This is a genomic window from Paenibacillus sp. N3.4, assembly GCF_008017805.1.
Classification (GTDB): Bacteria; Bacillota; Bacilli; order Paenibacillales; family NBRC-103111; genus Paenibacillus_E.
The window spans coordinates 1-26,132 of record NZ_VRTT01000042.1; the positions used below are offsets into that span (position 1 = coordinate 1).

Here is a 26,132-nt window from a genome sequence, read left to right on the forward strand (position 1 = left end):
GAAAACCAGTTATCCGGTCTTAGCTATCGTTTCCGATAGTTATCCCAGTCTTATAGGCAGGTTACCTACGTGTTACTCACCCGTCCGCCGCTAAGCATTTCCCGAAGGAAATACTCCGCTCGACTTGCATGTATTAGGCACGCCGCCAGCGTTCGTCCTGAGCCAGGATCAAACTCTCCATAGTAGTGAACTTAGCAGAGAGACTTTGATCTACGATCAAAGATCCCTATATTACGTCCATTTATCTGAAAGCTGAAATGCTCATTGACTTGCTAGCGAGATTTTACAATCTCTTTTTTGAACGATTGCTCGTTCGTGCTTACTCACTCGTTGTTCAGTTTTCAAAGATCAATTTCTTTCGTTCACTGCCGTGTTACCGAAGCAGCGAGAAGTAATATACCACAGGGCGTTCATCAATTGCAAGCTTTTTTTCTTATCAATTTTTGACGCTTTCTCTGCCGTCTATCACGTTCAAAGATTTCATTGCTTGACTGCAAGTCCCATTCGTTCATGGCGATTTGCTCTTCCAAAGCAACGAGGACTAATGTAACACGTTCACAAAATAATTACAACCCCACTGCCAATGTTCCGCAATTGCCATTTTTTCGAATGTTCTCGCAGCTATATAACAATTAAAAAAACAGGGCAGCTTGCCCTCGTTCATTCTTCCCTCAGTATTCCATTGATTGGCGTTTCTAACCGTCATCCACCTGAGAAGTAGATGTTTGTACTTTTAAAATGAAAAGTTTCTTCTATAGAAGCATTAACCTTGGTCATGACGTTCCACTCGCCATAAATGCCAAGCTTCGTTACCCGTCCGCTCGCTAACTAACTGCTTTTACTTCCGAAGGTTAGCCTGCCCAGATTATCGAGATGCATGTACCATATAAAAAAAGCACCCTTTCATTAGAATCTTAAGATTCTAGAAAAAAGATGCCCTTATCTAATACATAGTGAACCATTATCGTGTAGATTGAAAGAACTCGATGCGCTCTCCGTCTAAACCATTAAAGAAAAAGTATCGCGAACCATTAGGCAGCGTTGTAACCTCCGCATCCAGTTGTTCAACCTGCAGCCCTTTGATTCTTGTGAATTCTGCTTCCACATCATCTACAGTGAATGCTAAATGATGAACTTTCCCTTCTTGCGGTAATTCGGCATTATAACCTTCAATTAACTCTACTTCAGTTTCATTGATCCCCTCGAAACCAAGAAAGCCAAGTCGTATGACACCGTTCGTATGTAATAATGTACTTTTGTGCTTCAAACCAATCACATCTACATAAAACTGAATTGACGCCTCCAGGTTTGCTACCATCACGCCGACATGCTCCATTTTCAGTACTGCCATCTGCACATACCTCCCCTTTTCAACTCTTTCTATTGTATCGAAAAGAGACTAGAAGGGCTAGGTGGAACTTAGCCTATGCAAAGCGTTTCTATATCACCATCCAGTGAATAGAGGACGACTTCTGTATTCGTTACATTAACCAAACCCAGTTCATCAAAAATCTTTCTGATTTGCAAATTAGGCAAATGTTTAATAATAGTGTCGACAGCCGCTTGCACACGATCCTGATAGATAGATTCAAAAAACATAAGAATTTCTTTTTCCTCAACAATCATCTTTTTGTGCATCATCCGCGAAACACCCCCGTTATTAGTAATCTTATTGTATATTCTGGAAACTAAGAAAGTGTCAGAATTCTATTAGGAATTTGTTAGGTTCGTAGATTTCGCCATAGGCATAAAGTCGGTGTATACTAGAATATAAATGAAGCAGACAGGAGGGTTCAACCATGACATTAAGATTGCTAAAACTTTTGCAGATCTATGAAGTGGATGGGTTCACCCCCAAGCATCGATCAGAAAAATTTAACTTTGATCAAATTCAGGGACATACTTTTCGCGAGATGAATCCAACTGAGGTTGGCTGTCCCATGATTCTATCCGGTATTGGTCCATACATCCCCTTTCAAACAACAAGAGTGCAAGCCATAGATCGCGACGGCCCCGATTTTCGAGTCCTTACACGCAATACGATCTACCATTTGAAGTCCGCACGGAACGAATAGCCACTTAGCCTTGGGCAGGTTAGTGGTTTTTTTGTTGTTTTTACAAAAAATAAATTCTTTACTTCTCAAAGTCTACGAATCTCCTATATAATGGTTGTTGGAAGTTTATTAACCAACGTTCTATTATTTGGAGGAGGAATTTGAAAATATGAAAAAAACGTTTTCTACTCGTCTTACCGCTCTAGCCCTCGTCACCGTTCTAACGAGCTCCTTCGCTGGTCAGATTGCTTTGGCCGAGACAGTATCTACCACCCCCGTTTCTTCTATTAAGATGAAATCCGATATGCGGCTTGCTATCGATAACGGAGCCGTAGAAGGTTATGGGGACACAGACTATCGAGGCGCTAATTCTGCTACAAGAGCTGAAGTAGTAACTATGATTAATCGTGCTGCAAAATTAAACAATGCGGATTTGAATACAATTGCTTTCACAGATCTAGCAAATTGGCAAAAACAAGCTGTAGCTAACGCTGTTGCAGCTAAGCTGATTCGTGGATTCGCTGATGGCACCTTCCACCCAAATGCTCCTGTCACTCGTCAAGAGTTGGCTGAACTTATTGTTAAAACAGTAACCGGTGGCCAGCTTCCGAAAGTGAATGAGAATGTGCTGAACTATTTCAAAGATAGCAGTTCGATCGCCAAAGAATCCCGCCCTTATGTGGCGTATGCCGTTATAAGCGGTATCTTCACACCAACGTTGGATGGCAACTTCAACCCCACTGCTGAAGTAACACGCGATGAAGTCGCGAAAGCGTTAAAACCTATTCTATTCAAAGTTGTAGATATTTTAACGACCAACGATATTCACGGAAAAATCGAAGTTGGCTTTGATAAAAAACGAAACCAGGATCAAGGCGGTATTGAAACACTTGGGGGTATTGTCACTGATTTCCGTGCGGTCAATCCAAAAGGTACTGTCGTAGTTGACGGTGGCGATGCTTGGCAAGGCACATTAATTTCCAATACAACGAACGGTCAATCCGTTATGGATACTATGGCTCAAGTTCAGTATGATGCTGCCGCGATTGGGAACCATGAATTTGACTTCGGTCGTGATGTTCTGATCAACAATATCAAGAATGCTAAATTCCCTATTTTGGGCGCTAATATTATCGATGACAAAACCGGTAAGCGTGTGGACTGGACGCAGCCTTATGTCATTATTGAAAAAGATGGTCTGAAGATCGGTATTATCGGCTTGGCCACTCCGCAAACTACAACAACTACGAAGTCAACAAACATAGAGGGTCTCTCCTTTGTTAACCCTGTTCCTGTAGCTAAAGAATTATCTGCTGAACTGCGTGCCAAAGGTGTCGATATCATTATGGTAACTTCACACTTACCGGGTGAACAAAACCAAAAGTCACAAGAAATCATGAGTGAACTAGCTGATCTTGCAAATGGCACAGGTAATGGAACACTTGACGCGATTGTTGGCGGCCACTCTCATTTAAGAGTATCGGGCATCGTGAATGGCATTCCTGTCGTTGAGGCTCAAAGCTGGTTGTATGCGGTTGGCCACATTCAATTATTTGTTGATAAAACAACGAAGAAAGTTGTCTCTTCCAATGCAGGACTGCTTGAGACATACACGAATCTAACTACCGCTGATGCGCAAATTCACCAAACGGTAGAAGATTACAAAGCGAAAATTTCTGTAAAATCCTCCGAGGTTGAAGCCGTAGTTTCAGAGCCGCTTGGCCGCAAATCGTTCCGTTTTGCAACGAATGGCGGGGTAGAGCGTGATGGCGTTTCCCAACTCGGCAACAGCATTACCGATGCGATGCGCGCTACCGAGAAATCGGACATTGCCTTTACGAATATTGGCGGTGTACGCGCTGATCTGGACAAAGGCGATCTGACATACGGTAAAATGTTTGAGGTATTCCCTTTCGGCAATTACAACGTGACGGGTACAATGACAGCTGAGCAAATTAAAAAAGCTTTGGAAGTAACGGATAAGTACTCCAATCTTCCGGCCATTCAATTCTCCGGCTTAAAAGTAGAGTGGGACAGCACGAAACCGCTTGGTGAAAAATACTCTAAAATTACTTTGGTTGACGGCACGCCGGTCTATGTAGATGGAAAATTCAACACAAGTCGCACATTCAAAGTGACGACCAATGATTTCATGGCAACAGGCAGTGGGGATGGTTTCACTGTATTTGGTGAAGTGAAAGATTGGAAAGATGGCGCTGTTATGCTGGATGCTTGGGTTAGCTACGCGAACTCCTTGAAAGCAGCAGGCAAAGAACTGTCTGTGAAAGACGATGGTCGCGATGTTCGTTTAGATTTGAAGTAATAAGCTATCATACCTACTTAACTTCTTGATATTCAAGAAAAGGCTTTTGATCCTCTTCGATTCGGAGAAGTCAAAAGCCTTTTGTTGTTTTCAAAAACAAAAAAATCACGAATTAACTTTACTACGTTAATGAATTAATGTAGTATTTAATTAAAGCATTAAAACTAATGAAGGAGTGATTTACATGTCCAACCGTTCCTTAGAGGAAATTCACCCTCGCACCATCCTCTCAACGATGAAGCCTTACTCTCCGGGCAAGCCAATCTGGGAAGTTCAAAGAGAATTAGGACTGGAGAAAGTGATCAAGCTGGCTTCCAATGAAAATCCTATCGGCCCTTCTCCTCTTGCGGTTGCTGCTATCCAATCTTCCCTAGCTAATATCCATCGCTATCCAGATGCTGAAACAATCGACCTTCGGGCAGCCATTGCACGTAAACTGCAGGTTACTTCCGAGCAAGTCATCGTAACCAATGGCGCAGATGAACTCATTACGCTGATTTCCGAAACATTTTTGGAATCGGGAAATAACATTGTTGTACCTTCCCCGACTTTTAGCGAATATGAATTCGGAGCGAATTTAATGGGCGCAAACGTCGTTGAGGTACCGCTTCGGGATGATTATCAATATGATATCGACGATATTTTAGGCGCAGTTACTGTCCAAACAAAACTACTCTACCTGTGCTCACCGAATAATCCAACAGGCACATATATGAAGAAACAGGATCTGTACCGTCTTATGGACACACTGCCACCGCATGTTCTGGTTATTTTTGATGGCGCGTACAGTCACTTTGTTACAGCAGACGATTACTGTGATGGACTGGAGCTAGTACGCCAAGGCTATCCTATAGTTGTCACACAGACGTTTTCCAAAATCTATGGTCTAGCCGGTATTCGCGTCGGTTATGGTGTAGCTCCTGAAAAAATTTTACAGAGTATTCGTCAAGTGAAAGAGCCGTTCAATGTGAACACATTAGCCCAAATTGGTGCAGTTGCCGCTATCTTGGATGATGCTCACCTTGAAGCCACACGCGATATGAACGCTCGCGGCAGAGAACAGTTGTATTCCGCCTTGCAGGAATTGGGGCTAGCCTTCACCCAAAGCATGAGCAACTTTCTATTGGTTGAGCTTGGACCTGATGCTAAGGTGATCTACGATAGCTTAATGAAAAAAGGAATTATTGTTCGCTATGGCGGCGCTTGGAATTTGCCCCATCACGTGCGAATTTCAATAGGAACTGCTGAGGAGCATATGGCATTGATAAAGGCCCTTACCGATATACTGAAGGACTTAAAAACGAATTGATAAATGAATTAATGAAATATATATGAATCCTCATGATTTGTTGGTGGACTGACCCATATGCTATAATGCAGATAATTGTAGTATTTTGGAGGTTCGTCATGTTAAAGGAATTTAAGGATTTTGCATTCAAAGGCAATATGATTGATTTAGCGGTTGGGGTTATCATCGGAGGCGCCTTCGGCAAAGTCATTACTTCCATTGTCAATGACTTGATTATGCCCTTGGTTGGCTTGCTGCTTGGTAAAGTAAAATTCAACGATTTATTTATTTCATTAAATGGAACTCATTATGCCACCTTAGCCGATGCGGTTAAAGTCAGTGCCCCAACGTTTAATTATGGGCAGTTTATTTCAACTTTTTTAGATTTTCTCATCGTTGCTTTTGTTATTTTCTTTGTGCTTCGACAGTTAGCCAAGTTCCGAAAAAAAGAGGCGCCCAAAGAAAAAGCACCGGTTTCGACCAAGACATGTCCACACTGTATCTCAGATATTCCTGTGCAGGCGACTCGTTGTAAGTTCTGCACATCAGAATTATTGACGGTTTCTTCTGTCTCCGGCAGTATCCAGTAATTATCATAGCGAAACGCCCGAATCATGATGATTCGGGCGTTTTTGATCGTAAGTCTGCGATTTCCCCTTGACTGAAGGCATTCTCCTGAAGCAGTCGCAGCAGTTGCTTCGCCGTTTCTTCCGGCGTCTGAAGCTCGCCCTTCTCTTTGAGTTGGACGAACCTGCGCACCTGCGGGAAGTCCTCTTCCGCTGCAGCGCGAATGTCCCGCTGCATATCCGTATCCACCACACCCGGTGCGACCGCGTAAATCTCCACCGGGTGCTGCTCTGCTTGCTGCTCGAGACCGACGCAGCGCGTCAACATGTCGAGCCCAGCTTTGGCGGTGCAATAGGCCCCCCAGCCAGGATAGGGCTTCTTGCCCGCGCCCGAGGAAATATTGACGACCCGCTTCACGATCGGCAGCGCCTGCGTCTGCCGAATGAAGCTGTTCGTCAGCAGCGTGGGCGCGACGAGATTGACCAGCAGGCTGCGCTGCAGGTCTTCATCACTGGCTCGGCCGATCGAAGTCATCGGCTCGAGCATGCCTGCGTTGTTGATGAGCGTGATCGCATCCGCTTCATCTTTGGTGCTGAGGATTTGCGTCATGAGCAAATCCAGATCTTGCGTATGCGCCAAATCGCAAGCGTGGAAGGTAAGCTTACCTTCCGCGCGCAGCGCCTCTTGGCGCAAGATTTCGCTATCGCTGCGAGCCACGTAGTGAACCGCAGCGCCTTGTTGTAAGAGCTGCTGCGTAATGGCAGCTCCGAGGCCCTTGGAGCCTCCCGTGATGATATACATATCCATAAAGGGACCTCTTTCTTATCATACATGATAGGTTGTACCCCCATGTTACCATAATCAGAACCTTCGAGCGCCATCAAGCAAAGGATAAGAAACAAAAAAAAAGGCTCACAGACACAAGTCCGCGGCCTTTTGTTTTTTGTTGCTTGTGTCTGTGTCCTATGTTCAACCTAACGAGGGGATCATTTTTTGGGATCACTTTTCTTTAAAAAAGTTTTTAACCTCTCTTTAGTTCTTTCGAAAATGAATCATAAAAAATCGCCAATACCTTGTTACAGGTCTTGCCGATTTTATAACTAAATCCTTATTGCTTGCTATCCAACAACATCATATCCCTGCTCTTCAATCGCTTCTTTAATTGCGCCAACGTCCAGTTTTTTCTCATCAAACTGGACTTCTACTTCTTTACTGGCTAGGTTCACTTTGCCTGATGCACCGATTTCTTTCATCGCTTTCTCCACCGAATTCACACAGTGATTACAAGACATGCCTTCCACTTTCAAAACAATCGCAGACATTTTCATCGCTCCTCATCGTATATAAGTTATTTCATTAAAGTATTCATTGTTCGCAGCAGCTCATCTACAACATCCATATCGCCTTCCTGAATCCGTTCCACTACGCAGCTCTTCAGATGGCCCGCGAGCAGTAATTTCCCGACGCCATTCAGTGCGGATTGGATCGCTGCAATTTGGTGCAAAACATCATCACAATACGTATCTTTTCAATCAATCCCTTTACACCGCGCACTTGACCTTCAATACGGTTGAGTCGCTTGACCAAATCCGATTTCAGTTTATCCGAATGATGACTTTGCGTTCCTCGTCTTCTGTCTGACAGTGAGTCATGTGAGGTTCAATTTCTTTCTCCATGGGACGACCTCCTTTGAGGAACTTTCCTTGAGGAAAGCCAGCTTTAATTACAATCGATTTACTAGTATCATACCCCCACATGGTATATTGTCAATACCTTTGCAGAGGGTAATCATCCTACCTTCATTCGTTGCAGCCGCAAAGCATTCAGTACAACCGATACGGAGCTCAAGGCCATTGCAGCACCTGCCACCCATGGAGCTAACAGTCCTAATGCTGCTATTGGAATTCCTAACATATTGTATCCCAATGCCCAGCCTAAATTCTGCTTAATATTACGCATGGTCTTCTTACTCATGAGTATGGCATCTGGAATACTGTTCAGGTCGCCCCGCATCAGCGTGATATCCGCGGCTTCCATGGCTACATCCGTTCCTGTTCCCATTGCCATGCCGATATTGGCAAGCGCGAGAGCAGGGGCATCATTGATCCCATCTCCCACCATGGCGACCTTCAAACCTTGATCTTGCAGCTTCCGAATCTCGTCTGCTTTATCCTCAGGGAGTGCCTCGGCCAGTAAGCGATCTATCCCCACTTGATGAGCGATCACCTCGGCCGTACGCTGATTGTCTCCAGTTATCATCATGACCTGTATGCCCATAGCCTTCAGTCGGGCAATCGCTGTAACCGAGGTATCTTTAACCGTGTCGGCTACTGCCAACATACCTGCATATTGCCTGTCTACCGCAACGAGCATCACTGTCTTCGCCATCTGCTCCAGCTCAACCATTCGCGGAATCGCCACTTCAACTTGAATACCCTGCTGCGCCATTAATCGCTGTGTTCCTATTAGAAGCTCCTTGCCTTCAACAATCGCACGAATGCCGAATCCCGGTATGGCTTCGAATGATTCCGCATCTGACAGATGAATACCTTTACTCCGAACCCCTTCTACAATGGCTTCTGCCAAAGGATGCTCAGAGTTGCGTTCAGCTGTTCCAACCCATCTGAGAAAAATAGCTTCATCCCCTTCGGCATGCACATCCGTCAAAGCTGGTTTCCCCTTCGTGACTGTTCCCGTTTTATCCAAGACAACAATATCCGTGTGCTGTGCAGACTCCAAATGTTCACCGCCCTTGAATAACACGCCGAGTTCTGCAGCACGTCCCGAGCCGGCCATAATGGAGGTTGGAGTGGCTAAGCCCAAAGCGCATGGGCAAGCAATGACGAGTATAGCAATTGATTTCTCCAAAGCGCCGGCCAAATGACCGGGTTCTGCTAGGAAGTACCATACGACGAATGCGAGGGCGGCTATCCCAACGACGATAGGAACAAACACGCCTGAAATCGTATCTGCAATTCGTTGGATCGGTGCTTTGGAGCCTTGCGCCTCTTCCACGACTCGAATGATTTGCGCCAAGGCCGTATCTCGTCCTACTTTGGTCGCTTGAACCTTCAGCATCCCATTCTTATTAACAGTAGCACCTATGACTGTGTCCCCAACAGATTTATCAACGGGAAGACTTTCTCCCGTCAGCATGGACTGATCGATAGAAGAGCTTCCTTCCAATACCAGCCCATCTGTAGGCACTTTCTCGCCAGGCTTCACCACAAGCACATCGCCGGCAATGACTTCTTCCAAAGGAATCGTTGCTTCTTGATCATTTCGTATGACCAGAGCTGTCTTTGCCTGCAAGCCAATTAAGGATTGAATGGCTTCAGAGGTTCTTCCTTTGGCTAACGTTTCAAACCATTTGCCCAGCAGAACCAACGTAATCAAAATGGAGCTTGTTTCAAAATACAGCTCTGGTGCATGATGTCCCATAGCTTGAATTTGCCATTCAAACGTTAGATACAAACTATAAAAATACGCTGCCGAAGTGCCCAAGGAAACTAGCACATCCATATTTGCACTCCGATTACGCAGCGCTTTGTACGCGGCAATATAAAATTGTCTGCCGATGTAGAATTGAACAGGTGTAGCAAGGGCAAGCTGCATCCATGGATTCATTAAAATATCAGGCAGCCAAATCCATGAAGTGAATGAGAAATGGCTAACCATTGCCCATAATAAAGGCAGCGACAGGATAGCAGATATCCATAACTTGCGTTTTTGCTTATTTAGCTCTCTTGAGCGGTGTCCAGCCACCTGAACTTGGTCTTTTTTGAGCGATGCCTCGTAGCCAAGCTTTGCTACTTTTTGTTGCAAATCGGTTGGCGTTACTTCTGATGGGTTGTAAGCAACACGCGCCGTTTCCACTGCTAAATTGACAGAAGCTTCGATAACACCTGGCATCTTACGTAAGCCCTTCTCGATTCGAGCTGCACAAGCCGCGCAGGTCATGCCTGTAATGTCAAAATCAATCGTTTCTTGTACAGTCCCATAACCCAGCTTCGTGATCGTCTCTTCGATACGAGAAGCATCCAGCATTACTGGATCATACGCAATAGTTGCCTTTTCCAAAGCAAAGTTTACATTCGCTTCAGTTACACCATTTAGCTTTCGCAATCCTTTTTCGATTCTATTGGCACAGGCTGCGCAGGTCATACCGGTTAATTGAAACGATGTATGCTTGGCATCAGAATGGCTGCTGGTGTTCATCTGGTTTCACCTCAATCGTTGAAATTGTTATTTCTTACATCCTTATAGTATACCCCCCTACCCTATATGTCAAACATTAAGATAAAAAAAATTGACCCCCGCCTCACACATTCGTATGAGGTAAGTGTCAACATGGGCCATATGTTTTATTCTTCAACCGCTGCGGTTAATGTAGCAACCGCTTGAGACAAAGACGTTTTTCGGTGATGGAGAAAGTAGTAAAGTATCGCCGAGCAAGCTACAACAAGCCCAGCAACAAAGTACATGGTATGATAATCACTCTTAGAAGCGACTGCGCCAAGGACGTAGGAGCCAAGCCCATAACCGGAGTCGAACAGTAAATAAAAAGTACCCGTTGCAAGTCCTCTGCGATGAACAGGTGAAGATTGAACGGCAATCGTTTGAAAGCTAGGGAGCATCGCCCCGAACCCTAGACCAAGAACGCCTCCTACAGCAAGAAAAATGAAAGGCGAATCCGCCATACTGAGTCCGATCATCCCTAGTGTAAACAAAAGAATACCCGGATATACCAATCGATTCGGTCCTGATTTATCGAACCATTTCCCAGTAAAGGGTCTTGATAAAACGATGAGCAATGCGAATACGATGAAGAAATAGCTGGCATAAGACGCTAGTCCTATTTCTTTGGCATAAACAGAAAGGAAGGTGGTAATGGCGCCATAAGAAAAGGCAAGTGCGGCACCTGTCAGCGAAATAGGCAAGGCTCGCGGCTCAATATAGGTACGCCATCCTGTCTCCTTTTTTACCGAAATTAATTTCGTTTTCTGGGGCAGACGAATGCTAATGCCCAATACAAATGCCATTAAAGCGAATACGAAGCAAAGGCCGAACAAAAGCATCTGCGTCCCATTTTGCATAATGGATAGACCTATAAATGGGCCGACAACCATCGCCATACTCATGAAAAGGCTGAAGTATCCGATCCCCTCCCCTTTTCTTCGCTCAGGAACAAGCTCAATGGCAATCGCCCCGGTTGCTGTCGCCCCCATACCAAAACCTACGCCATGAATAAGTCGCAAAGCTAGGAGCAAATTATAATTGTGAACAAAGGGATATAAAGCTGTACAAACCACGAATACCGTAAGTCCAATCAGAATAATCTTCCTTCTATCCCACTCATCCATCCATTTCCCTGTTAAGGGTCTAAAAATGACAGCTGAGATAATGAAAACAGTCACAATCAAGCCTACCTGCTGCTGCCCGCCGTGAAGAGTGTCCGTGACGAAAATCGGTAATGTGACAGCCAGAATATAAAAGGTCATAAATAGAAAAAAGCTGCTGAGACATACAGCAACAAAATCGCGATTCCATAATTTTGGTTCGGTGTTCATTGTGTTTCCTCCATATTCTTGATCAGTTCATTCGCCCTGTTGGTAAGTTGGCTGAGTAATTTGCGCAAGTTGGCCTCCTGTTCCTCCGAAAATCCTTGAAGCAGCGAGTCAATCACCTTTTTTTCAATGGGAAGTAAGATGTCATTCAACGCTCTTCCTTGTGTAGTAATGTGAATCAAAAACGATCTGCGATCCTCGGCGTTAGCGCTTCTTTCTACAAGACCTTTTCGCTCCAACTGATCGAGGATTCTCGTCATATTCGTCTGATCTTTCTCCGCTCTGATGGCTAGCAGCTTCTGATTGATGCCATCTTCTTCGGCCAAACGATTCAAGACACTCCACTGCTCAGTCGTAATTTCGTATGGCTCATAATAGCTCGTCAATAGCTGAGTCATTCTCCGTCCAGCATGATTCAACATAAATCCAATTGAATGATCGATTTTCGGTGTCATCCGTAAAACTCCTTTTCAAATTACATGCTATAGCAATTATATGCCTAGCAATTAAATTCGTCAACGCCTTGAGCAGCACAAAAAGAACCTGCTGCACGTTCACAGCAAGTTCTTCAGATCATACTTTTATGCATGCAGCCCCAGACTTGTGAGCTCATCTTCCATCTCCCGTCTCAACAACACGCGATCTTCTTCTCCCATAAAAGCCGCTTCCACACCATTCATAATTAGCTTGATTAACTCCGGTGTTGTGAAGCCAAAGCGATCGGCTAGCACACGATATTCTTTGGTAATATTCGTATCCGACACACTTGGATTATCGGTATTAATGGTAATCATCAAACCTTGCTCCAAATATTCACGGATAGGATAAGCTTCCCAGCTTGCCACAGCTTTCGTTTGAATGTTGCTGATTGGGCACATTTCAAGAGGGATTCGTCGGTCTTTTATCATAGCCAAGATGGTGGCATTCTCCTTTAATCGAACACCATGCCCGATTCTCACAGCACCTAATTGATCGACCGCCTCCAAGACATTGTTCGCTCCTGCTGCTTCTCCCGCGTGTATCGTAACAGGAATACCCAATCTCCGCGACTCGGCAAATACTTCCCGGAAAAACTCTGGCGGATAGGTGGCTTCATCTCCCGCAAGATCAACAGCTACCACACCTTTGTTTGCAAACTCAGCCGCGGCCCGGATCACTTCTAAGTTATCATCGCAAGAATGATTCCTCATACAAATCGCGATTACACCTGCCTTGATGCCAAAGTCGCGTTGTCCGCGTTTCAACCCATCCACCACGTGGTGCATCGTTTCTTCAACTGTTAACCCCTTTTTGCGATGCAGCTGCGGGGCAAAACGAACCTCTACGTACTTACAATTGTGTTCAGCTGATTGCTCGACGACTTCATAAGCTACACGCTCCAGCGCCTCCGGAGATTGCAGAAATCGTGTGGTGAAATCAAATTTGCTCAAATACTCAGTCAAACTGCCGCACTCTTCTCCTACCCTCATGTGGGGAATCAATCCTACTTTATCATACACAGGCAGCTCAATCCCTTGCTGGAGAGCAAGCTCCAAAATCGTCTCCGGTTTCACACTGCCGTCCAAATGCAAATGAAGATCTACTTTTGGCAGGCGTGACAACAATTCTTCGGTTTGTATCATTCCATCTCTCATCTCTCCTTTGTCCTTACTCCGCTAGAAGTCTGTATACGGTTTTAAATAATTTTATTAACTTTAAATCAATGTGATGATAATGTCAATATATATAACATTTATTATTTTTTTATATTTCATGCGTCATATTAGTTGACGTTAAGTTATCGTGATAGGAATCGGATGACAAGATTAAAAAAACCTATCCGTTCATCAGACATCAAGTCTGGAACGGAAAGGCTGCATTCATTATTTCGTCACTTTAACAGTAATCTTATCGCTGGAGGTAACGCCACCCGCATTAACTAATTCGCTGCGGTATTCATAGACGCCAATCGCTCTGCCGGCAATTTTCGTCACAGCACTTTGAGCATTGGGCGTAGCCGCGTTTAAACTCTTCGTGTCGATCAATTGCCCGTTCTCGTAAAGGCGGTATTCGCTAGCATTCGTTCCCCACCACATGTCCATCGTTACTTGATAGTTGCCGTCGCCATCCCAGTTATCTTGAGACAATACCGATTTGCCAGGCGCTGCGTCCGTTACTCTCACGACAAGGGGATCGCTTGTTGTCGTACCGTAAATATTACTCAGTTCAGAAGTGTAGGTGTAGTTGCCATTCGCTTTGCCTTTAACGTCAAACTTGGCAATCTGCGCTGCCGGAGATGCATCGGTTAACGTTCGCGTGCTGATCAATACGCCGTTCTCATACAACTTGAACACGCTACCGTTGTTTCCCCACCACATGTTCATCGTTACTGTATAGTTGCCGTCTCTAAGTCCAGTATATCCGCTGGTGTCGGACAATACCGGCTTCCCTGGCGCTCCGGTCGCGAGCGGCTTCATTACAGTAACGATCACAGCATTCGTCTGAACCGTTTCTCCGTTTAACGTGACTGCCGCTGAGACTTGTGCAGTGCCTTCCGCTACAGCTACAACTTTGCCTTGTACATCTATAGTAGCTACCGCACCGTTACTCGTACTGTAAGTCACAGTTGCCACACTCATATTAGCCGGTGTCCCATCGCTCATAAAGCCGCTAACGCGAGCAGCCGACGTTTCGCCAATATTCAGTGTTGACTTGTCAACGGAAAGCGTTGCTTGGCTAAAAGTAACGCCCGCATTAATTTTGAATGCGAAACTCTGCTCTGCCTTGTTGCCCGCAGCATCAACCACGCTATATTGCACCGTATGAACGCCTAAACCCAGATCGCTGGCTTTCAACGTTTGACCGCTGCTAATGACATTCCCATCCAAAACAAGCGTTTGCGCCGCTACCCCGGATAAGGCATCGGTACTGGTCAAAACGAATATCAGAGTATCCGTGTCTGTAACATCAGCAACGTTATGTCCGGATTGTGTCAAGGTGGCGGTTGGCGCTGTTTTGTCCAATTTCACCTGCAAAGACTTTGCAGCTTCAACATTGCCTGCTCCGTCCGTTGAGAAGTACTGCATGGTGTTCGTTCCTTCGCTTTGAATCGCAACTGGCGCCGTGTATGCCGCTGCAGCCCCGCCATTCATAGCGTATTGTGTCGTTATTGCACCTGCGCGATCATCTGAGGCCGTCAATGTAACCGAAACTGGATGTACGTACCATCCATTAGATCCGTCCGGTTGAAGCGGTGCAATTTCTGAGTTCGTTATCGGCGCTTTTTTATCGATTACTTTCGTATTCAGCTTAATTGCACGGAACAGATCCGAACTTTGCTGCTGCCTATGCCGGATCCCCATTCAATCCAGCCCTTTCTATTGGTTCCGTCGTTATCATTGACAAGAAATGAAAGACTTAGCACACCATCCTCAGCAGAAATAGGCGCAATACTCGTCCATGGCAGTCCCATTTGATAGTAGGTATCATGATTAACTTCGTCCCGCTTGATATACGCAAGGCCACCGTTAACAAGCCCTCTTGGCTTACCCTTCGGTGCAGACCACAAATATAAACGAGCATCATCATTGGACATGGATAAACCGTACTCATAGTACTCATTTCCTTCGCCTGGCAAACCTGGCATGATAGCAACTTGTATAGAATCTCCTTGCCAAATGTCCGCACCAACATAGTTGTGCGAGAACACATCATCATGAATTCGGAAAGAGAGATATAATTGATCCTCATCCCAGTTTATCCATGCATCACCGCTTAAATCTTCTGCTCCGTGATAGTCATTCATTAGAACCAGTCCGTCATCAAGCAAATGAATAGAACTCAGACCACTCAATTGATTAAACGAGCCGCCTATCTCTATCGTTTGCTTCTCAATAGCATGTATATCACTTTGATTCCATACAACAATAGTTCCTGCATAAGTTACATCTGCCTCATTCGCAAATCGTAAATTCAAGTTTACGGATTGCTTGATTCGCTCTTGAAGAAGAGGAATCGGTAGTTCGATGTAGCTTGTCGTACCCACATCCATAGTTACATTCATCTGCTTGCTGTTCGCCAATGAAGCAATTTCCCAGTCGATTGCTGTCAACTCATACGGCTTCGAAGATTGATTCGTAATGGACAACCTCAGCCGATCCTCATCATTTACCAGCACATGCTTAACATGAACAGCAATGGGTTTCTTGAGTTGTAATGGAACTGACAGCTTGCCGACCAAATTATTGTCTGACCATAGATAACCAAATAAAGTACCGTCAGATTTGCTCCATTTGTTTACAACTTTAATGTTGTCGATTACTTTCTCACCTGCATTGGCACTTGCTAATGTCCGCTTTCCACCTGCCTCTAGTTCCAATTTATGTGGTTGCGTCTCCAACGAATTATCGAGCGTGAACGCAAGATCAACGGTTCCGGGCTCGCTTTCAGAGCTTACAAAAAGTCCTACAAAACCTGTTGGGGTGATCTGATCGACTACTCCCATTACATAAACAGGTGATTCTGAGACAGTCAAGTAAACTTTGCCTGCAAGTGGCTGAATCACATCTTCCTTGCCCATCATATCCACAACGCGCACAGATTGATTCGTGCTAAGAGCAATCGTAGGTGCTTCCTGTGCCCAAATAAGCCGCGCAGCATCTGAGCCTTTTGCAAACAAATAGCTGTTAATTCCTTGCCCTACCTCCTCCTTTCTTACAAAGCTGAAGTTGAGTAGTTGGCGTGCCATTACAGCATAAGCTACATAAGCTGGTTTTGGAGTAAAGCTTCCTCTGATATCACGTTCATTATACAGAATGCCGAAGTTACTCTCTTGATCAAGTCTATCCGTTCCTTTATTAATAAAATTGTACCAATATTGGCGTTCAATGCCTAAGTCGAAGGCAGTAACATAACTGCGGATCAAATACTCGGCTTGCTTTTCCTCACTGATTCCAAAGACACTATCATGGGTCGGAAAGCCTTGCTCAGAGAACCAAATAGGTATTAGTTCACCGTGATTGTATTGCCGAATTAATGATTTCAATTGCTCGATATTCGATGTTATGCTTTCAGGCTCAAACGGATATACATACGGATGTAAGGAAAGGGTATCCATATATTTAAGTCCGCCTAGCTCGAATAATCGCTTAAACCAATTAAGCGGAATACCGTTCGCTACTGCACCGACAACATTGACGTTAGGATGATCGGCCTTCACTGTCTCATACGTTGTTTTCAACATGTCAAAATAGACATCTGGGCTCGCATTCGCAGGTTCATCTAATCTCAAATTGTTGAATTCATTATAAACTTCCACGCTCGCAATTTTATCCCCAAAGTGGTCTAGAACGGCTTTACCGTAATTAGCAAAACCGACATGTCCTTCGGTCGTGTATGGAATATGATTATCATCATATAATGGATTTCTGAATGAAAAGATAATTAATGGCTCAATATGCTGCTGTTCAAGCTGATGCATATAATAATCTTGTTGCGGCAGGAACTCATAGACACCTTTGGTCTTCTCGACATCAGCCCAGTACATTTCATCACGATTATTTTTAATACCGGCTTTAGCAAGCAGTTTCATTGCGGCAATCGGTTCATCCTTGGCATAATGAGTTACGACACCAAAAGGAGATTCATCCATTGACAGAAGATCAATTGGCGACAACAAAGCAAACGGCGTTTCCTGTGTTGCCAATACAACTCCATCTAAATCTGCCTTGGCGTGGAATTTCATATAGCCTTTAGGCAAGCCATTAATAACGATATTTGCCTTATTGCTCGCAACCGCTTGTTGACCTTGTGCGATCGACTCCCCCCAATAGTCGTATACCGACCAGGTTACGCGATTGCCTAACGTTTTGATATCGAAGGCAGGTACTTCCGGCTCCATAAATATATTCCCCAGCTGCGTTTGTTCAATATCAATTGCTGGAATTGGAGCAATCGCGCTAATATCATCCAACCAGATCGTTCCACTGGTCGCTCCGTTCTTCATATGGCCACGTTGTATAATAAAAGCGATTCCCGTCAGCTTGCCATGCCATTGTCCATCATTGGCACCACCGAAGTGAGTGTATGCTTGGCCGGAATCAAATGTGTTCAGCTTGATCTGCTGCCACTGAGTTGAAGCCGGAATTGTCACCTGCTGCTGATGCGTTTGTCCCGTTTCATCTATTAGCCGTACAATAATCGCAGATAATTCAACCGTTTTCGTCCAAAATCGCACCTCACTCACTTCTAGGGGACGCATCGTATTCTTAATCTGGACACTTAAGCCCCCACTGGAAAAATCACCGTACAGCTTAGCCGATCGGCTGCCTGAATGGGCCAAAGTGGAATCATATTCAAATAAACCTCCCGGTGTAACAGGTGGTGTGCCCGCCGCTGCACGGACTAGTTTCCAGCCCTCATCTGCTTCGTAATCCCACAGATTGATTTCTTGCTTTGATGGATCTAGCACCGGAGCAGGCGTTATCGCCGTTATTTTATCCAACCAGATTGTACCGCTCTTGGCATTTTTCATTTGGTTCCGTTGAATAATGAATGCGATTCCAGTCACAGCCCCATGCCATTGACCATCATTAGCGCCACCGAAGTGCGTATAAGAATTGCCGCTATTAAATGATGTCACTCGTATTTGCTGCCATTCCGCCGTATTTGCAAGCGTCATTTGCTGCTGATGCGTTTGTCCCGTTTCATCAACCAGCCGTATAATTATCGCGGACAATTCGTTCGTTTTCGCCCAGAATCGCAGCTCACTCATTCCATATGATCGATCGTATTTTTAATCTGAACATGCAGTCCACCGCTTGAAAAATCGCCAAACAGCTTCCCTGAATGACCGTTTGAAAGCGCTGTCGTATTATCATATTCGAAAGAACCGATTGGAGTAATAGAATTATTAGCTGCTCGAATTAATTGCCAATTCTCTTCTGTTTCAAAATCCCAAAGACTGGTCTCTGTTGTCTGCACACTTTGAGCATGAACCGAACTTTTCGCGAATTGAAAGAAACTAGGAAATATAAGAATAACCATGCACAATAACTTGATAAAATATGATCTCTTAATTGGAATCATATTCAACTTCCTTCCATTCATTTTTCAAAACGGAACAAGTTCATCTCTCTTTTACCAACTTAGGCAGAAGGTATTAGCCATTTCACGCCCATCATCGATAGCTGACACCACTTCGAATAAATGCGACAGTATTCTTAAAATGCAAGGTATACTGCCGCTTCCATCTTGTCATCTATTATTTTTTCACAGTAGCGTACCAATCATTGACTTCTTTATAGCTCGCATCTGCACCAGCCGATTTAAATTTGCTAATGAATGCATCGATGTTCGAAAGCTGCTCCCCGTCCACGATAACCTTTATGGCATAATCCGTGACAAGCTGGCTCAATTGGGCATTATCTTTCGAGTACTGCGGCAAATAAGGAGCAAGACCCAGGGGATCCGGGAAGGAAACTCCTGCTGACTGCTTCTGATTTAGAAATTGCCAGCCTTCAAATAGCCGTTGATCTTTGCGGACACGCGCTTGCCAATAAATCGGATAATTCTTCTCGTCGGTTCCCGACAGGTAATTGCTTGCATTATTTCGTTCATCATTGAAGATTGGCAGAATCGGAGAATAGGCGCCATCTTTGAATGTGTAATGTTTGCCCTCTTCACCGATAGCCATTAATTTGAAAGTATCTTTTTCAAGCTTTGCGTTGATATACTTGATGGCATCCTCCGGATGTTTGGAGGATTTCGGTATGAACGTGAGCCGGTCGAAGCCTGAGCTAGCGGCCAGCCCTGCTTTTCCGTTCTTACCCTTCAAGGCCGGAATGTAGGCATATTGGGCGTCAGGATAGTTTTTCTTCAATGCATCGGCAATCGTCGGAATATCGGCCCAGTGCAGCGGAATGATGCCTGCTTTGCCGCTCGTAAATTTTTCTTTCATGGTTGCGTCTTTATTAATAGCGAATTCCTTATCTACAAGTCCTTGTTTATACAAATCGGCCATATAAGCCAAATATTCTTTAAAGGAGGGATCCATGGCGCGGGGAACCAGCTTGCCGTCCACTTTGTTCCAGCCGTTGGCTAATCCGAAAGCACCCACGATATTATCGATCATCGGGACATCCCCTTTGATGGACATTGGAACATTCTTGTCGCCATTCCCGCCGGGATCCTTGTCTTTAAATTGTTTGAGGACGATTGTCAATTCATCGAGGGTAGTTGGAATCTGGAGACCCAACTTATCCAACCAATCCTTGCGAATCATCAGGCTTGTTCCAGTAAATTCAATCGTACGAGCCGGTATCGCATAAATTTTCCCATCGACTTTCACAGCTTCCAAAGATTCTGGGGACAAGGATGCTTTAATGTTCGGACCATACTTTTCAATCAGCGGGGTTAGATCGACCAAAGCACCTTTTTTGGCATAATCCGCATACAGCGCTTTAAAACCTCCTTCTCCATTTGCTGTAATCATGTCGTAGGGCTCGGCGGAAGCGATCAACAGGTTGAGCTTGTCCTCCGGTTTGTCTACTGGGAGCATATCATAGGTCACTTTATAACCTGTTTTCTCCTCCAACACCTTCGAAATCGGATAGGTGTTATAATCTTCCTTTTGCCATCGCATCAATGCTTTTAGCGCAGGCTTAGGTCCGCCATCTGATGCGGATGGAGATGAGGAAGTATTGACGTCGTTCTTGGATCCGCATGCGACAGAGGTTAGTACTAGACTTGCAATCATCGGAAGCACGAGCCACTTGTTTTTATTCATTTCTTTAACCCTCCTGTTTTTTTGTGTGAAATGCATATCATTAACATGACGGCAATGTACCGGCAAGATTAATGTGGAATCATCCTTTTACGGAACCAACCAGAACACCTTTGATGAAATATTTTTGAAGAAAAGGGTAGACACAAAGAATCGGAACAGTAGAAGCGACGACGGTTGCGGCCCGGATTCCCTCCGGTGACATATTCATCATGTCATCTACACTTTTGGTTGTTGCGTTCGTCGTGTCGGCTTCCATTACAACATCGTGCAAGTAAAGTTGAAGCGTTTTCAATGACGGGGTATTGATATACAGCATCGGGTTAAAGAAATCGTTCCAATAAAAGACCGCATAGAATAAAGAAATGGTCGCGATGACAGGCACGCTCAACGGAATAATGATCCGAAACAGAACGGTAAAGGTTTGGGCTCCGTCCATTCGTGCCGATTCCTCCAAAGCCTCGGGAAGTTCCTCATAGTAGCTTTTGATTATCAACATATTGAATACACTGATCAAGGACGGCAAGATTATGGACCAAATACTGTTGATCAGGTGTAAATTGCGGATAAGCAGGTAATTGGGGATGATTCCTCCGCTAAACAACATGGTGAATATGAACAAGACCATAACGAAGGACATACCAGGAAGATGCCTCTTCGATAAGGGATAGGCCGTGACGGCAGTCAACAGGACGGACAACAACGTTCCTGCAACCATAACGAAGACAGACACGCTGAAAGCCCGTATGAATATGTCTGAGGTGACCACGTTCTTTAGGGTGTCCAACTGGAAGCCAACCGGTAAAATCTTCACTTTCCCAGATATTACCGCCCATTCTGCACTTACCGATTTTGAGAATACATTAGCCAAAGGGAGGAGTGTAATCAGCCCAGATAGGAGCAAGAACACATATACAAAGGCATCCAGAAACCAATCGCCTACTGTTCGTTTTCTCATACCCTCACCCCTCTACCAAATCCCGCGTTTTACTAATTTTTTGCTGACAAGATTACCTGTAACGACTAACAGGAAGCCTACTACCGAATTGAATAAGCCCACTGCCGTACTGAAGCTGTAATCCATTTTGCCTAAGCCTATTCGGTAAACAAAAGTGCCGAGAACATCGGCGGTTTCATATACGACCGGGTTGTACATCGTCAGAATTTGCTCCGTTCCCGCTTCCAACACTGAACCCAAACGAAGAATGAACATAAGCACGATAATCGGCATCATCCCGGGGAGTGAGATGTGCAACATCTGCCTGATTCTTCCGGCACCGTCAATAGATGCCGCTTCATATTGCTCTTGCTCAATGCCGGCAATAGCGGCTATGAAAACAATCGCGTTCCAACCCACTTCTTTCCACCCTGCCGTGGATACGATAACGCTTCGGAAGAAATTGTTGTCCATAAAAAAATTAACCCAATCGCCACCGAACCATTGGATCACCATGTTCACCAACCCGCCGGATGGAGAAAGGATTGTAATGAATAAACCAGAGATAATTACCCACGATAAAAAGTGGGGCAGATAAATGATGGTTTGAACCGTTCTCTTGAACGCACTGAATCGTACTTCGTTCAACAGTAATGCGATAATGATAGGGATTGGGAAGAGCAGAGTAATCTTGTAAAAGCTGATCAAAAGCGTATTCATGAATACCTGGGAGAATTCCTCCGATTGAATGAGTTTTTGAAACTGATCCAACCCGACCCATCGGCTTCCCGATATGCCATCGAAAATGTTAAATTCCTGAAATGCGATAACAACACCATACATGGGTGTGTATTTGAATAGAATCAGGAAAATGAGGCCAGGGATCAATAAAAAATAGTAATCGAGATTGTTGCGAAACAGTCTCCATTTACCGGTCCGTCTGCGCAATACCTCGCTCTCCTTGACCTCGCCACTCAAATTTGTTGCGATACCGCTCATGTCTGTTCACCTCCGTGTTATGATCTCATTATATCGATCCACGGAAAAGGCCTGTAGATGGTGATCCGACTCTTTCTGGTCTGATCCTACTTTCTTTCGTCCATTAGAATTGCCTTCAGCCTGACTAAAACCGTCGTTCCCTCACCTGGCCGGGACCGGATGGTCAAACCGTAAGTACTGCCGGCAAAAAGCCTGATTCTCTCGTTTACATTATATAGTCCGTAAGAGCTTCCTGAACCGTCAGCGTGGGCCTCCGGCCGTGGAACAGTAAGCAGCTTGACTGCCAGATCTTCCTCCATTCCGATTCCGTCATCCGTTACGAGAAGCAGTAAATCCTCGTCTTCCAGTAGTACCCGAATCGAGATTGTACCTATTTTCCCCCTTCTCTTACGGATACCGTGCAGAAGCGCATTCTCGACGATCGGCTGCAGTATCAGCTTCGGGGTCATGTACCGGTCCGTATCAAGACTGGCTTCAATTATAAATGTAAAGCTGGAAGGAAACCGATTTTGTTGAATTTCCAGATATACTTTGGCCAGATCCAGCTCGTCCGAAACAGTGACATAATCTTTGCCTTTGTTTAAACTGAGCCGGAAATAATCGGATAAACCTTGTACCATCTGGCTAATGTCGTCGGCCTCACGGGCGACGGCAAGCCAGTTAATCGTATCCAGCGTATTATAGAGGAAGTGGGGGTTGATTTGGGCCTGAAGGGCACGAAGCTGTGCTTCCCGCTCCATAACCTTGGTCTGGTACACTTCCTCCATTAAATTTTTCACGCGGTGAATCAGATGGTCGACGTTTCGTTCCAATAAATGAAAATCTCCGTCACTTCCAAACCGACGCTCTTCCAACCGTTCAATGCCTTCTGTCCGTATCATCTTCAATACCGTTTTCACTCTACGGTTCATGCCTTGTACGATAATTGCCAATAGCACAAAAACCAACACCAGGAACATGACCGTCATCCCGATCAAGGTTGCAATGCTTGAGAATTGGTTAAGAGCGGCAGTACGGCGGGATATTTCTACTTTAGGTACCTCGACAACCAGCTTCCAGCCGGTGGGATGGATCGCTGAATAGAGCACATACAAGTCCTCATTACCTTCCGTCCGTTTAAAGATTCCCTCATCCGAATTTCCGATAGTTTCCGCTTCATGCGACGAAACGAGTTTGGTTCCGATCAAGGAACGGTCAGCACTGTAAATAACGGTACCGGACCGGTCCACAATGTATGAATACGTTCTGCTTGGAAAATCAAGCTCAGAAATAACATCCGTTATCGTCTTTTCGGAAACATCAATCATCAGCACGCCCATGGTTTCATCATAATGAGCAGGGTTACGGAGCATTCTGGCACAGGATATAATATACTGTTCTCCCTTATCCAAGAACGATTCTCTATAATCCCAGGTCCAAACAATGCCCCCTCCTGCATCTATGATCGGCTGGTACCAAGATCTCTTTTTCAGGCTCTCCAACGGAAATAGGTTGATACGATCGGCTCCGTAGACTTTGGTAGGTTCCGTAAATAACCTCGCCCGGACAATATCGGAATTCGTCTGCGCCGATTCCAGCAAATTCAAGAGCTCCTGTGACTGGTGGATTTGCTCGCTGATCCGATCTGAGCGCTCCAGGTTCTCGTAAAGCTTCAGGTTCATGAACAATGAGTTCGATATGTCCCTTACATGATCCATCCGGTAGCTAAGATTAATTCCCGCTTGCTTTAGAGTTTGCTGCATGGTCTGGGATACTTCTTCCTCAAGAATCTGTGAGGATCTTTGATAATAGGTATACAGCATAATTGAGGACGGTATCAGAAGCAGCACCACATACGCCAAAATCCATTTTCTGGCCGCCACTATGCCCCGTCCCAAGTCTTTCACAAGGCTCCAGCCTCCCTGCTGAGCTCCGCTCACAGGTATTCCCCCTTTTTTAGCGGATTAAATGTTCTGATTGCGATACATGCTTGGTGTCAATCCCGTTATTTTCTTAAACAGTTTGCTGAAGTGACTTGGATCCGAGTACCCTACCGCTTCGCATACCTCGTAGAATTTATTACGTGGATCGTGCAGCAGTTCCTTCGCCTTTTCGATCCGGATCTTCGTTAAATATTCATAGATCGTCTCCCCCGTCTCCTGTTTAAATAATAAACTGACGTAGGTTTGACTGAGATAGACTCCCTCCGCGATATTAGCCACCGTCAGGTTGTCGGGATAACGCTCCTCGATGAAATGACGAACCCGTTCGATCACATTGTTGGACTTCCCGTTTCGCTTCTCCTGAACACAAGAACAAACCCCTCTCAAATATGAGGCAATATACCGTCTCAGGTCCTCCATCGTTTCCTGTTTGGGCACCTGCTCCATCGCTTCTTCTTCCTTCGCATCCCATTCCTTGGTAAGAACATTGAGATCGAGTAGAACCCTACCAGATAAAAGAATCAACTGAAGGCATAAATTCCTGCAGTATTTGTACCCATCCTTACGATTACGTCCCAGTGACTGGAAAATATCGTTTAATTCCGTATCCATACGGACATGGTCTCCTGCCTTTAACGCCGTAATCACACGTTCGTATTCCTCAGCGTCAAACCGGCCCAATCTTTCTTCTCCCGTTTCCAAGCTGTCCATGGTGATAATCCGGTTTTTACCTAGGTACCACTTTTGATCGGCCGCTTCGCGGGCAAGTTTGTACGATGATGGAAGATAGCCTATATTTAAGACCTGCTCGCCAACACCGATGGTCACACTTATCTTCAACCATTGGAGCAGATTATCCCGAATTGCCTCAGCCAGCATGAATAACAGGGCCTCCCGATCTTCGGCACGCTCGTTCAAAATCAGGATCCCCACATACTCGCCGGGCCGGTTCTCAAATGCATAACCTTTCATATGCGTATCAATCAGCTCTTGAATCACATTCAATATCGCATAAGACAACAGCTGCTTATCCCTTTCTGAGCCTTTATTCAATACTTCCGCAGAATCGTCGATCGTCACGACAAAGGCGATATAAATGGATTCTATAGGCATCTCCAAATTGAGAAAATCCAGTTTATCCTGCAGATCCTCCATTTTAGCGACACCGTCCCGGATGACGGATATCAGAAACTTCTCCTGGAGCAAGGGCATGCTTTGGGTCAGCTTCACTTGCATATCCTGAACCAGTCGGCGTTCTTTCTCCTCCGATCGAAGATCCTGGACAACGCGTTCAATGACCTTCCGGAGCTCCGCCATTTTAACCGGTTTGAAGATGTAGTCGATCGCATGGATTTGAAGTGCCGACCGTAAATAATCTGCGTCATTATGACCGCTGACGAAGACAATTTTCATCCCCGGATACCGCATCCGGATTTCCTTGGACATCTCTATCCCATCCATGGACGGCATCTTCACATCCGTCAGCACGATAGTGGGCTTTACTCGCCCAATCATCTCTAGTCCCGTATCTCCGTCGTCTGCTTGCCCGACCAGCTCGATTCCGAAGGCCCCCCAATCAAAATAGTTACTCAGCCCATTGCGGACTGCCGGCTCATCATCTATAATTACAAGCTTATACATAAAATAGCTCCTTTTGGATCAATAAATGTAATCCCATTTTATAATAAGGCAGTAGGTTATACTACGCACAAAA

20 protein-coding genes, 1 rRNA gene and 1 pseudogene are annotated in these 26,132 nt (G+C 45.1%); 4 read left to right on the plus strand and 18 right to left on the minus strand.

Annotated features, from left to right (window positions below; all coding sequences use genetic code 11):
• The 3 genes from FU659_RS20330 to FU659_RS20340 form a co-directional block, all read right to left on the minus strand.
• Positions 1–184, minus strand: a 16S ribosomal RNA gene (locus FU659_RS20330); the annotation flags it as partial.
• 777 nt (positions 185–961) lie between these two features.
• Positions 962–1,351: a VOC family protein gene (locus FU659_RS20335; protein ID WP_147949242.1), complete on the minus strand. Its 390-nt coding sequence runs from the start codon at positions 1,349–1,351 to the stop codon at positions 962–964.
• Between the two features lie 68 nt (positions 1,352–1,419).
• A complete protein-coding gene (locus tag FU659_RS20340) occupies positions 1,420–1,641 on the minus strand; it encodes a hypothetical protein (RefSeq protein WP_147949243.1) in 222 nt (73 codons plus the stop codon).
• Positions 1,642–1,799: 158 nt separating this feature from the next.
• Between FU659_RS20340 and FU659_RS20345 the strand changes: the two genes are divergently transcribed.
• From FU659_RS20345 to mscL, 4 genes are all read left to right on the plus strand, one after another.
• Positions 1,800–2,075, plus strand: a complete 276-nt coding sequence (locus FU659_RS20345) for a hypothetical protein (protein ID WP_147949244.1) — start codon at positions 1,800–1,802, stop codon at positions 2,073–2,075.
• Between the two features lie 148 nt (positions 2,076–2,223).
• Positions 2,224–4,377: a 5'-nucleotidase C-terminal domain-containing protein gene (locus FU659_RS20350; RefSeq protein ID WP_147949245.1), complete on the plus strand. Its 2,154-nt coding sequence runs from the start codon at positions 2,224–2,226 to the stop codon at positions 4,375–4,377.
• Between the two features lie 184 nt (positions 4,378–4,561).
• On the plus strand, positions 4,562–5,686 hold the full coding sequence (gene hisC, locus FU659_RS20355) for a histidinol-phosphate transaminase (RefSeq protein ID WP_147949246.1): 1,125 nt from the start codon (positions 4,562–4,564) through the stop codon (positions 5,684–5,686).
• A gap of 98 nt (positions 5,687–5,784) precedes the next feature.
• The gene (mscL, locus tag FU659_RS20360; protein WP_147949247.1) at positions 5,785–6,255 is read left to right on the plus strand and encodes a large conductance mechanosensitive channel protein MscL; all 471 of its coding nucleotides are present in this window, start codon (positions 5,785–5,787) and stop codon (positions 6,253–6,255) included.
• A gap of 22 nt (positions 6,256–6,277) precedes the next feature.
• Here mscL and FU659_RS20365 read toward each other — a convergent pair whose 3' ends face one another.
• The 15 genes and pseudogenes from FU659_RS20365 to FU659_RS20435 all read right to left on the minus strand — a co-directional run bounded on the left by FU659_RS20365 (position 6,278) and on the right by FU659_RS20435 (position 26,059).
• Complete coding sequence (locus tag FU659_RS20365) at positions 6,278–7,039, minus strand: (S)-benzoin forming benzil reductase (protein ID WP_147949248.1); 762 nt, start codon at positions 7,037–7,039, stop codon at positions 6,278–6,280.
• Positions 7,040–7,350: 311 nt separating this feature from the next.
• The gene (locus tag FU659_RS20370; RefSeq protein ID WP_147949249.1) at positions 7,351–7,554 is read right to left on the minus strand and encodes a copper ion binding protein; all 204 of its coding nucleotides are present in this window, start codon (positions 7,552–7,554) and stop codon (positions 7,351–7,353) included.
• 26 nt (positions 7,555–7,580) lie between these two features.
• Positions 7,581–7,876, minus strand: a pseudogene (locus tag FU659_RS20375) (metal-sensitive transcriptional regulator).
• 144 nt (positions 7,877–8,020) lie between these two features.
• On the minus strand, positions 8,021–10,450 hold the full coding sequence (locus tag FU659_RS20380) for a heavy metal translocating P-type ATPase (RefSeq protein WP_147949250.1): 2,430 nt from the start codon (positions 10,448–10,450) through the stop codon (positions 8,021–8,023).
• A gap of 146 nt (positions 10,451–10,596) precedes the next feature.
• A complete protein-coding gene (locus FU659_RS20385; protein WP_147949251.1) occupies positions 10,597–11,802 on the minus strand; it encodes an MFS transporter in 1,206 nt (401 codons plus the stop codon).
• Positions 11,799–12,254 (minus strand): MarR family winged helix-turn-helix transcriptional regulator, encoded by a 456-nt coding sequence (locus FU659_RS20390; RefSeq protein WP_147949252.1) that lies wholly within the window; start codon positions 12,252–12,254, stop codon positions 11,799–11,801. The genes FU659_RS20385 and FU659_RS20390 overlap by 4 nt, the downstream gene beginning before the upstream one ends.
• Positions 12,255–12,380: 126 nt before the next feature.
• On the minus strand, positions 12,381–13,421 hold the full coding sequence (add, locus tag FU659_RS20395) for an adenosine deaminase (RefSeq protein ID WP_147949253.1): 1,041 nt from the start codon (positions 13,419–13,421) through the stop codon (positions 12,381–12,383).
• Positions 13,422–13,661: 240 nt separating this feature from the next.
• Entirely contained in the window at positions 13,662–15,140 is a 1,479-nt protein-coding gene (locus FU659_RS20400) for an OmpL47-type beta-barrel domain-containing protein (RefSeq protein ID WP_147949254.1), read from the minus strand.
• Positions 15,083–18,550 carry a sugar-binding protein gene (locus FU659_RS20405; protein ID WP_147949255.1) on the minus strand — a complete coding sequence of 1,156 codons (3,468 nt, stop codon included), beginning with the start codon at positions 18,548–18,550 and terminating at the stop codon, positions 15,083–15,085. The genes FU659_RS20400 and FU659_RS20405 overlap by 58 nt, the downstream gene beginning before the upstream one ends.
• Entirely contained in the window at positions 18,547–18,822 is a 276-nt protein-coding gene (locus FU659_RS20410; RefSeq protein ID WP_222708593.1) for a hypothetical protein, read from the minus strand. Before FU659_RS20410 ends, FU659_RS20405 begins: the two co-directional genes overlap by 4 nt.
• 217 nt (positions 18,823–19,039) lie before the next feature.
• Positions 19,040–20,563, minus strand: a complete 1,524-nt coding sequence (locus FU659_RS20415) for an extracellular solute-binding protein (protein WP_147949257.1) — start codon at positions 20,561–20,563, stop codon at positions 19,040–19,042.
• Between the two features lie 79 nt (positions 20,564–20,642).
• Positions 20,643–21,518 (minus strand): carbohydrate ABC transporter permease, encoded by an 876-nt coding sequence (locus tag FU659_RS20420; protein ID WP_147949258.1) that lies wholly within the window; start codon positions 21,516–21,518, stop codon positions 20,643–20,645.
• Positions 21,519–21,530: 12 nt separating this feature from the next.
• A complete protein-coding gene (locus FU659_RS20425; protein WP_147949259.1) occupies positions 21,531–22,496 on the minus strand; it encodes an ABC transporter permease in 966 nt (321 codons plus the stop codon).
• 86 nt (positions 22,497–22,582) lie between these two features.
• The gene (locus tag FU659_RS20430; protein WP_147949260.1) at positions 22,583–24,415 is read right to left on the minus strand and encodes a sensor histidine kinase; all 1,833 of its coding nucleotides are present in this window, start codon (positions 24,413–24,415) and stop codon (positions 22,583–22,585) included.
• Positions 24,416–24,439: 24 nt separating this feature from the next.
• Complete coding sequence (locus tag FU659_RS20435) at positions 24,440–26,059, minus strand: response regulator (RefSeq protein WP_147949261.1); 1,620 nt, start codon at positions 26,057–26,059, stop codon at positions 24,440–24,442.
• Positions 26,060–26,132: the final 73 nt, after the last annotated feature.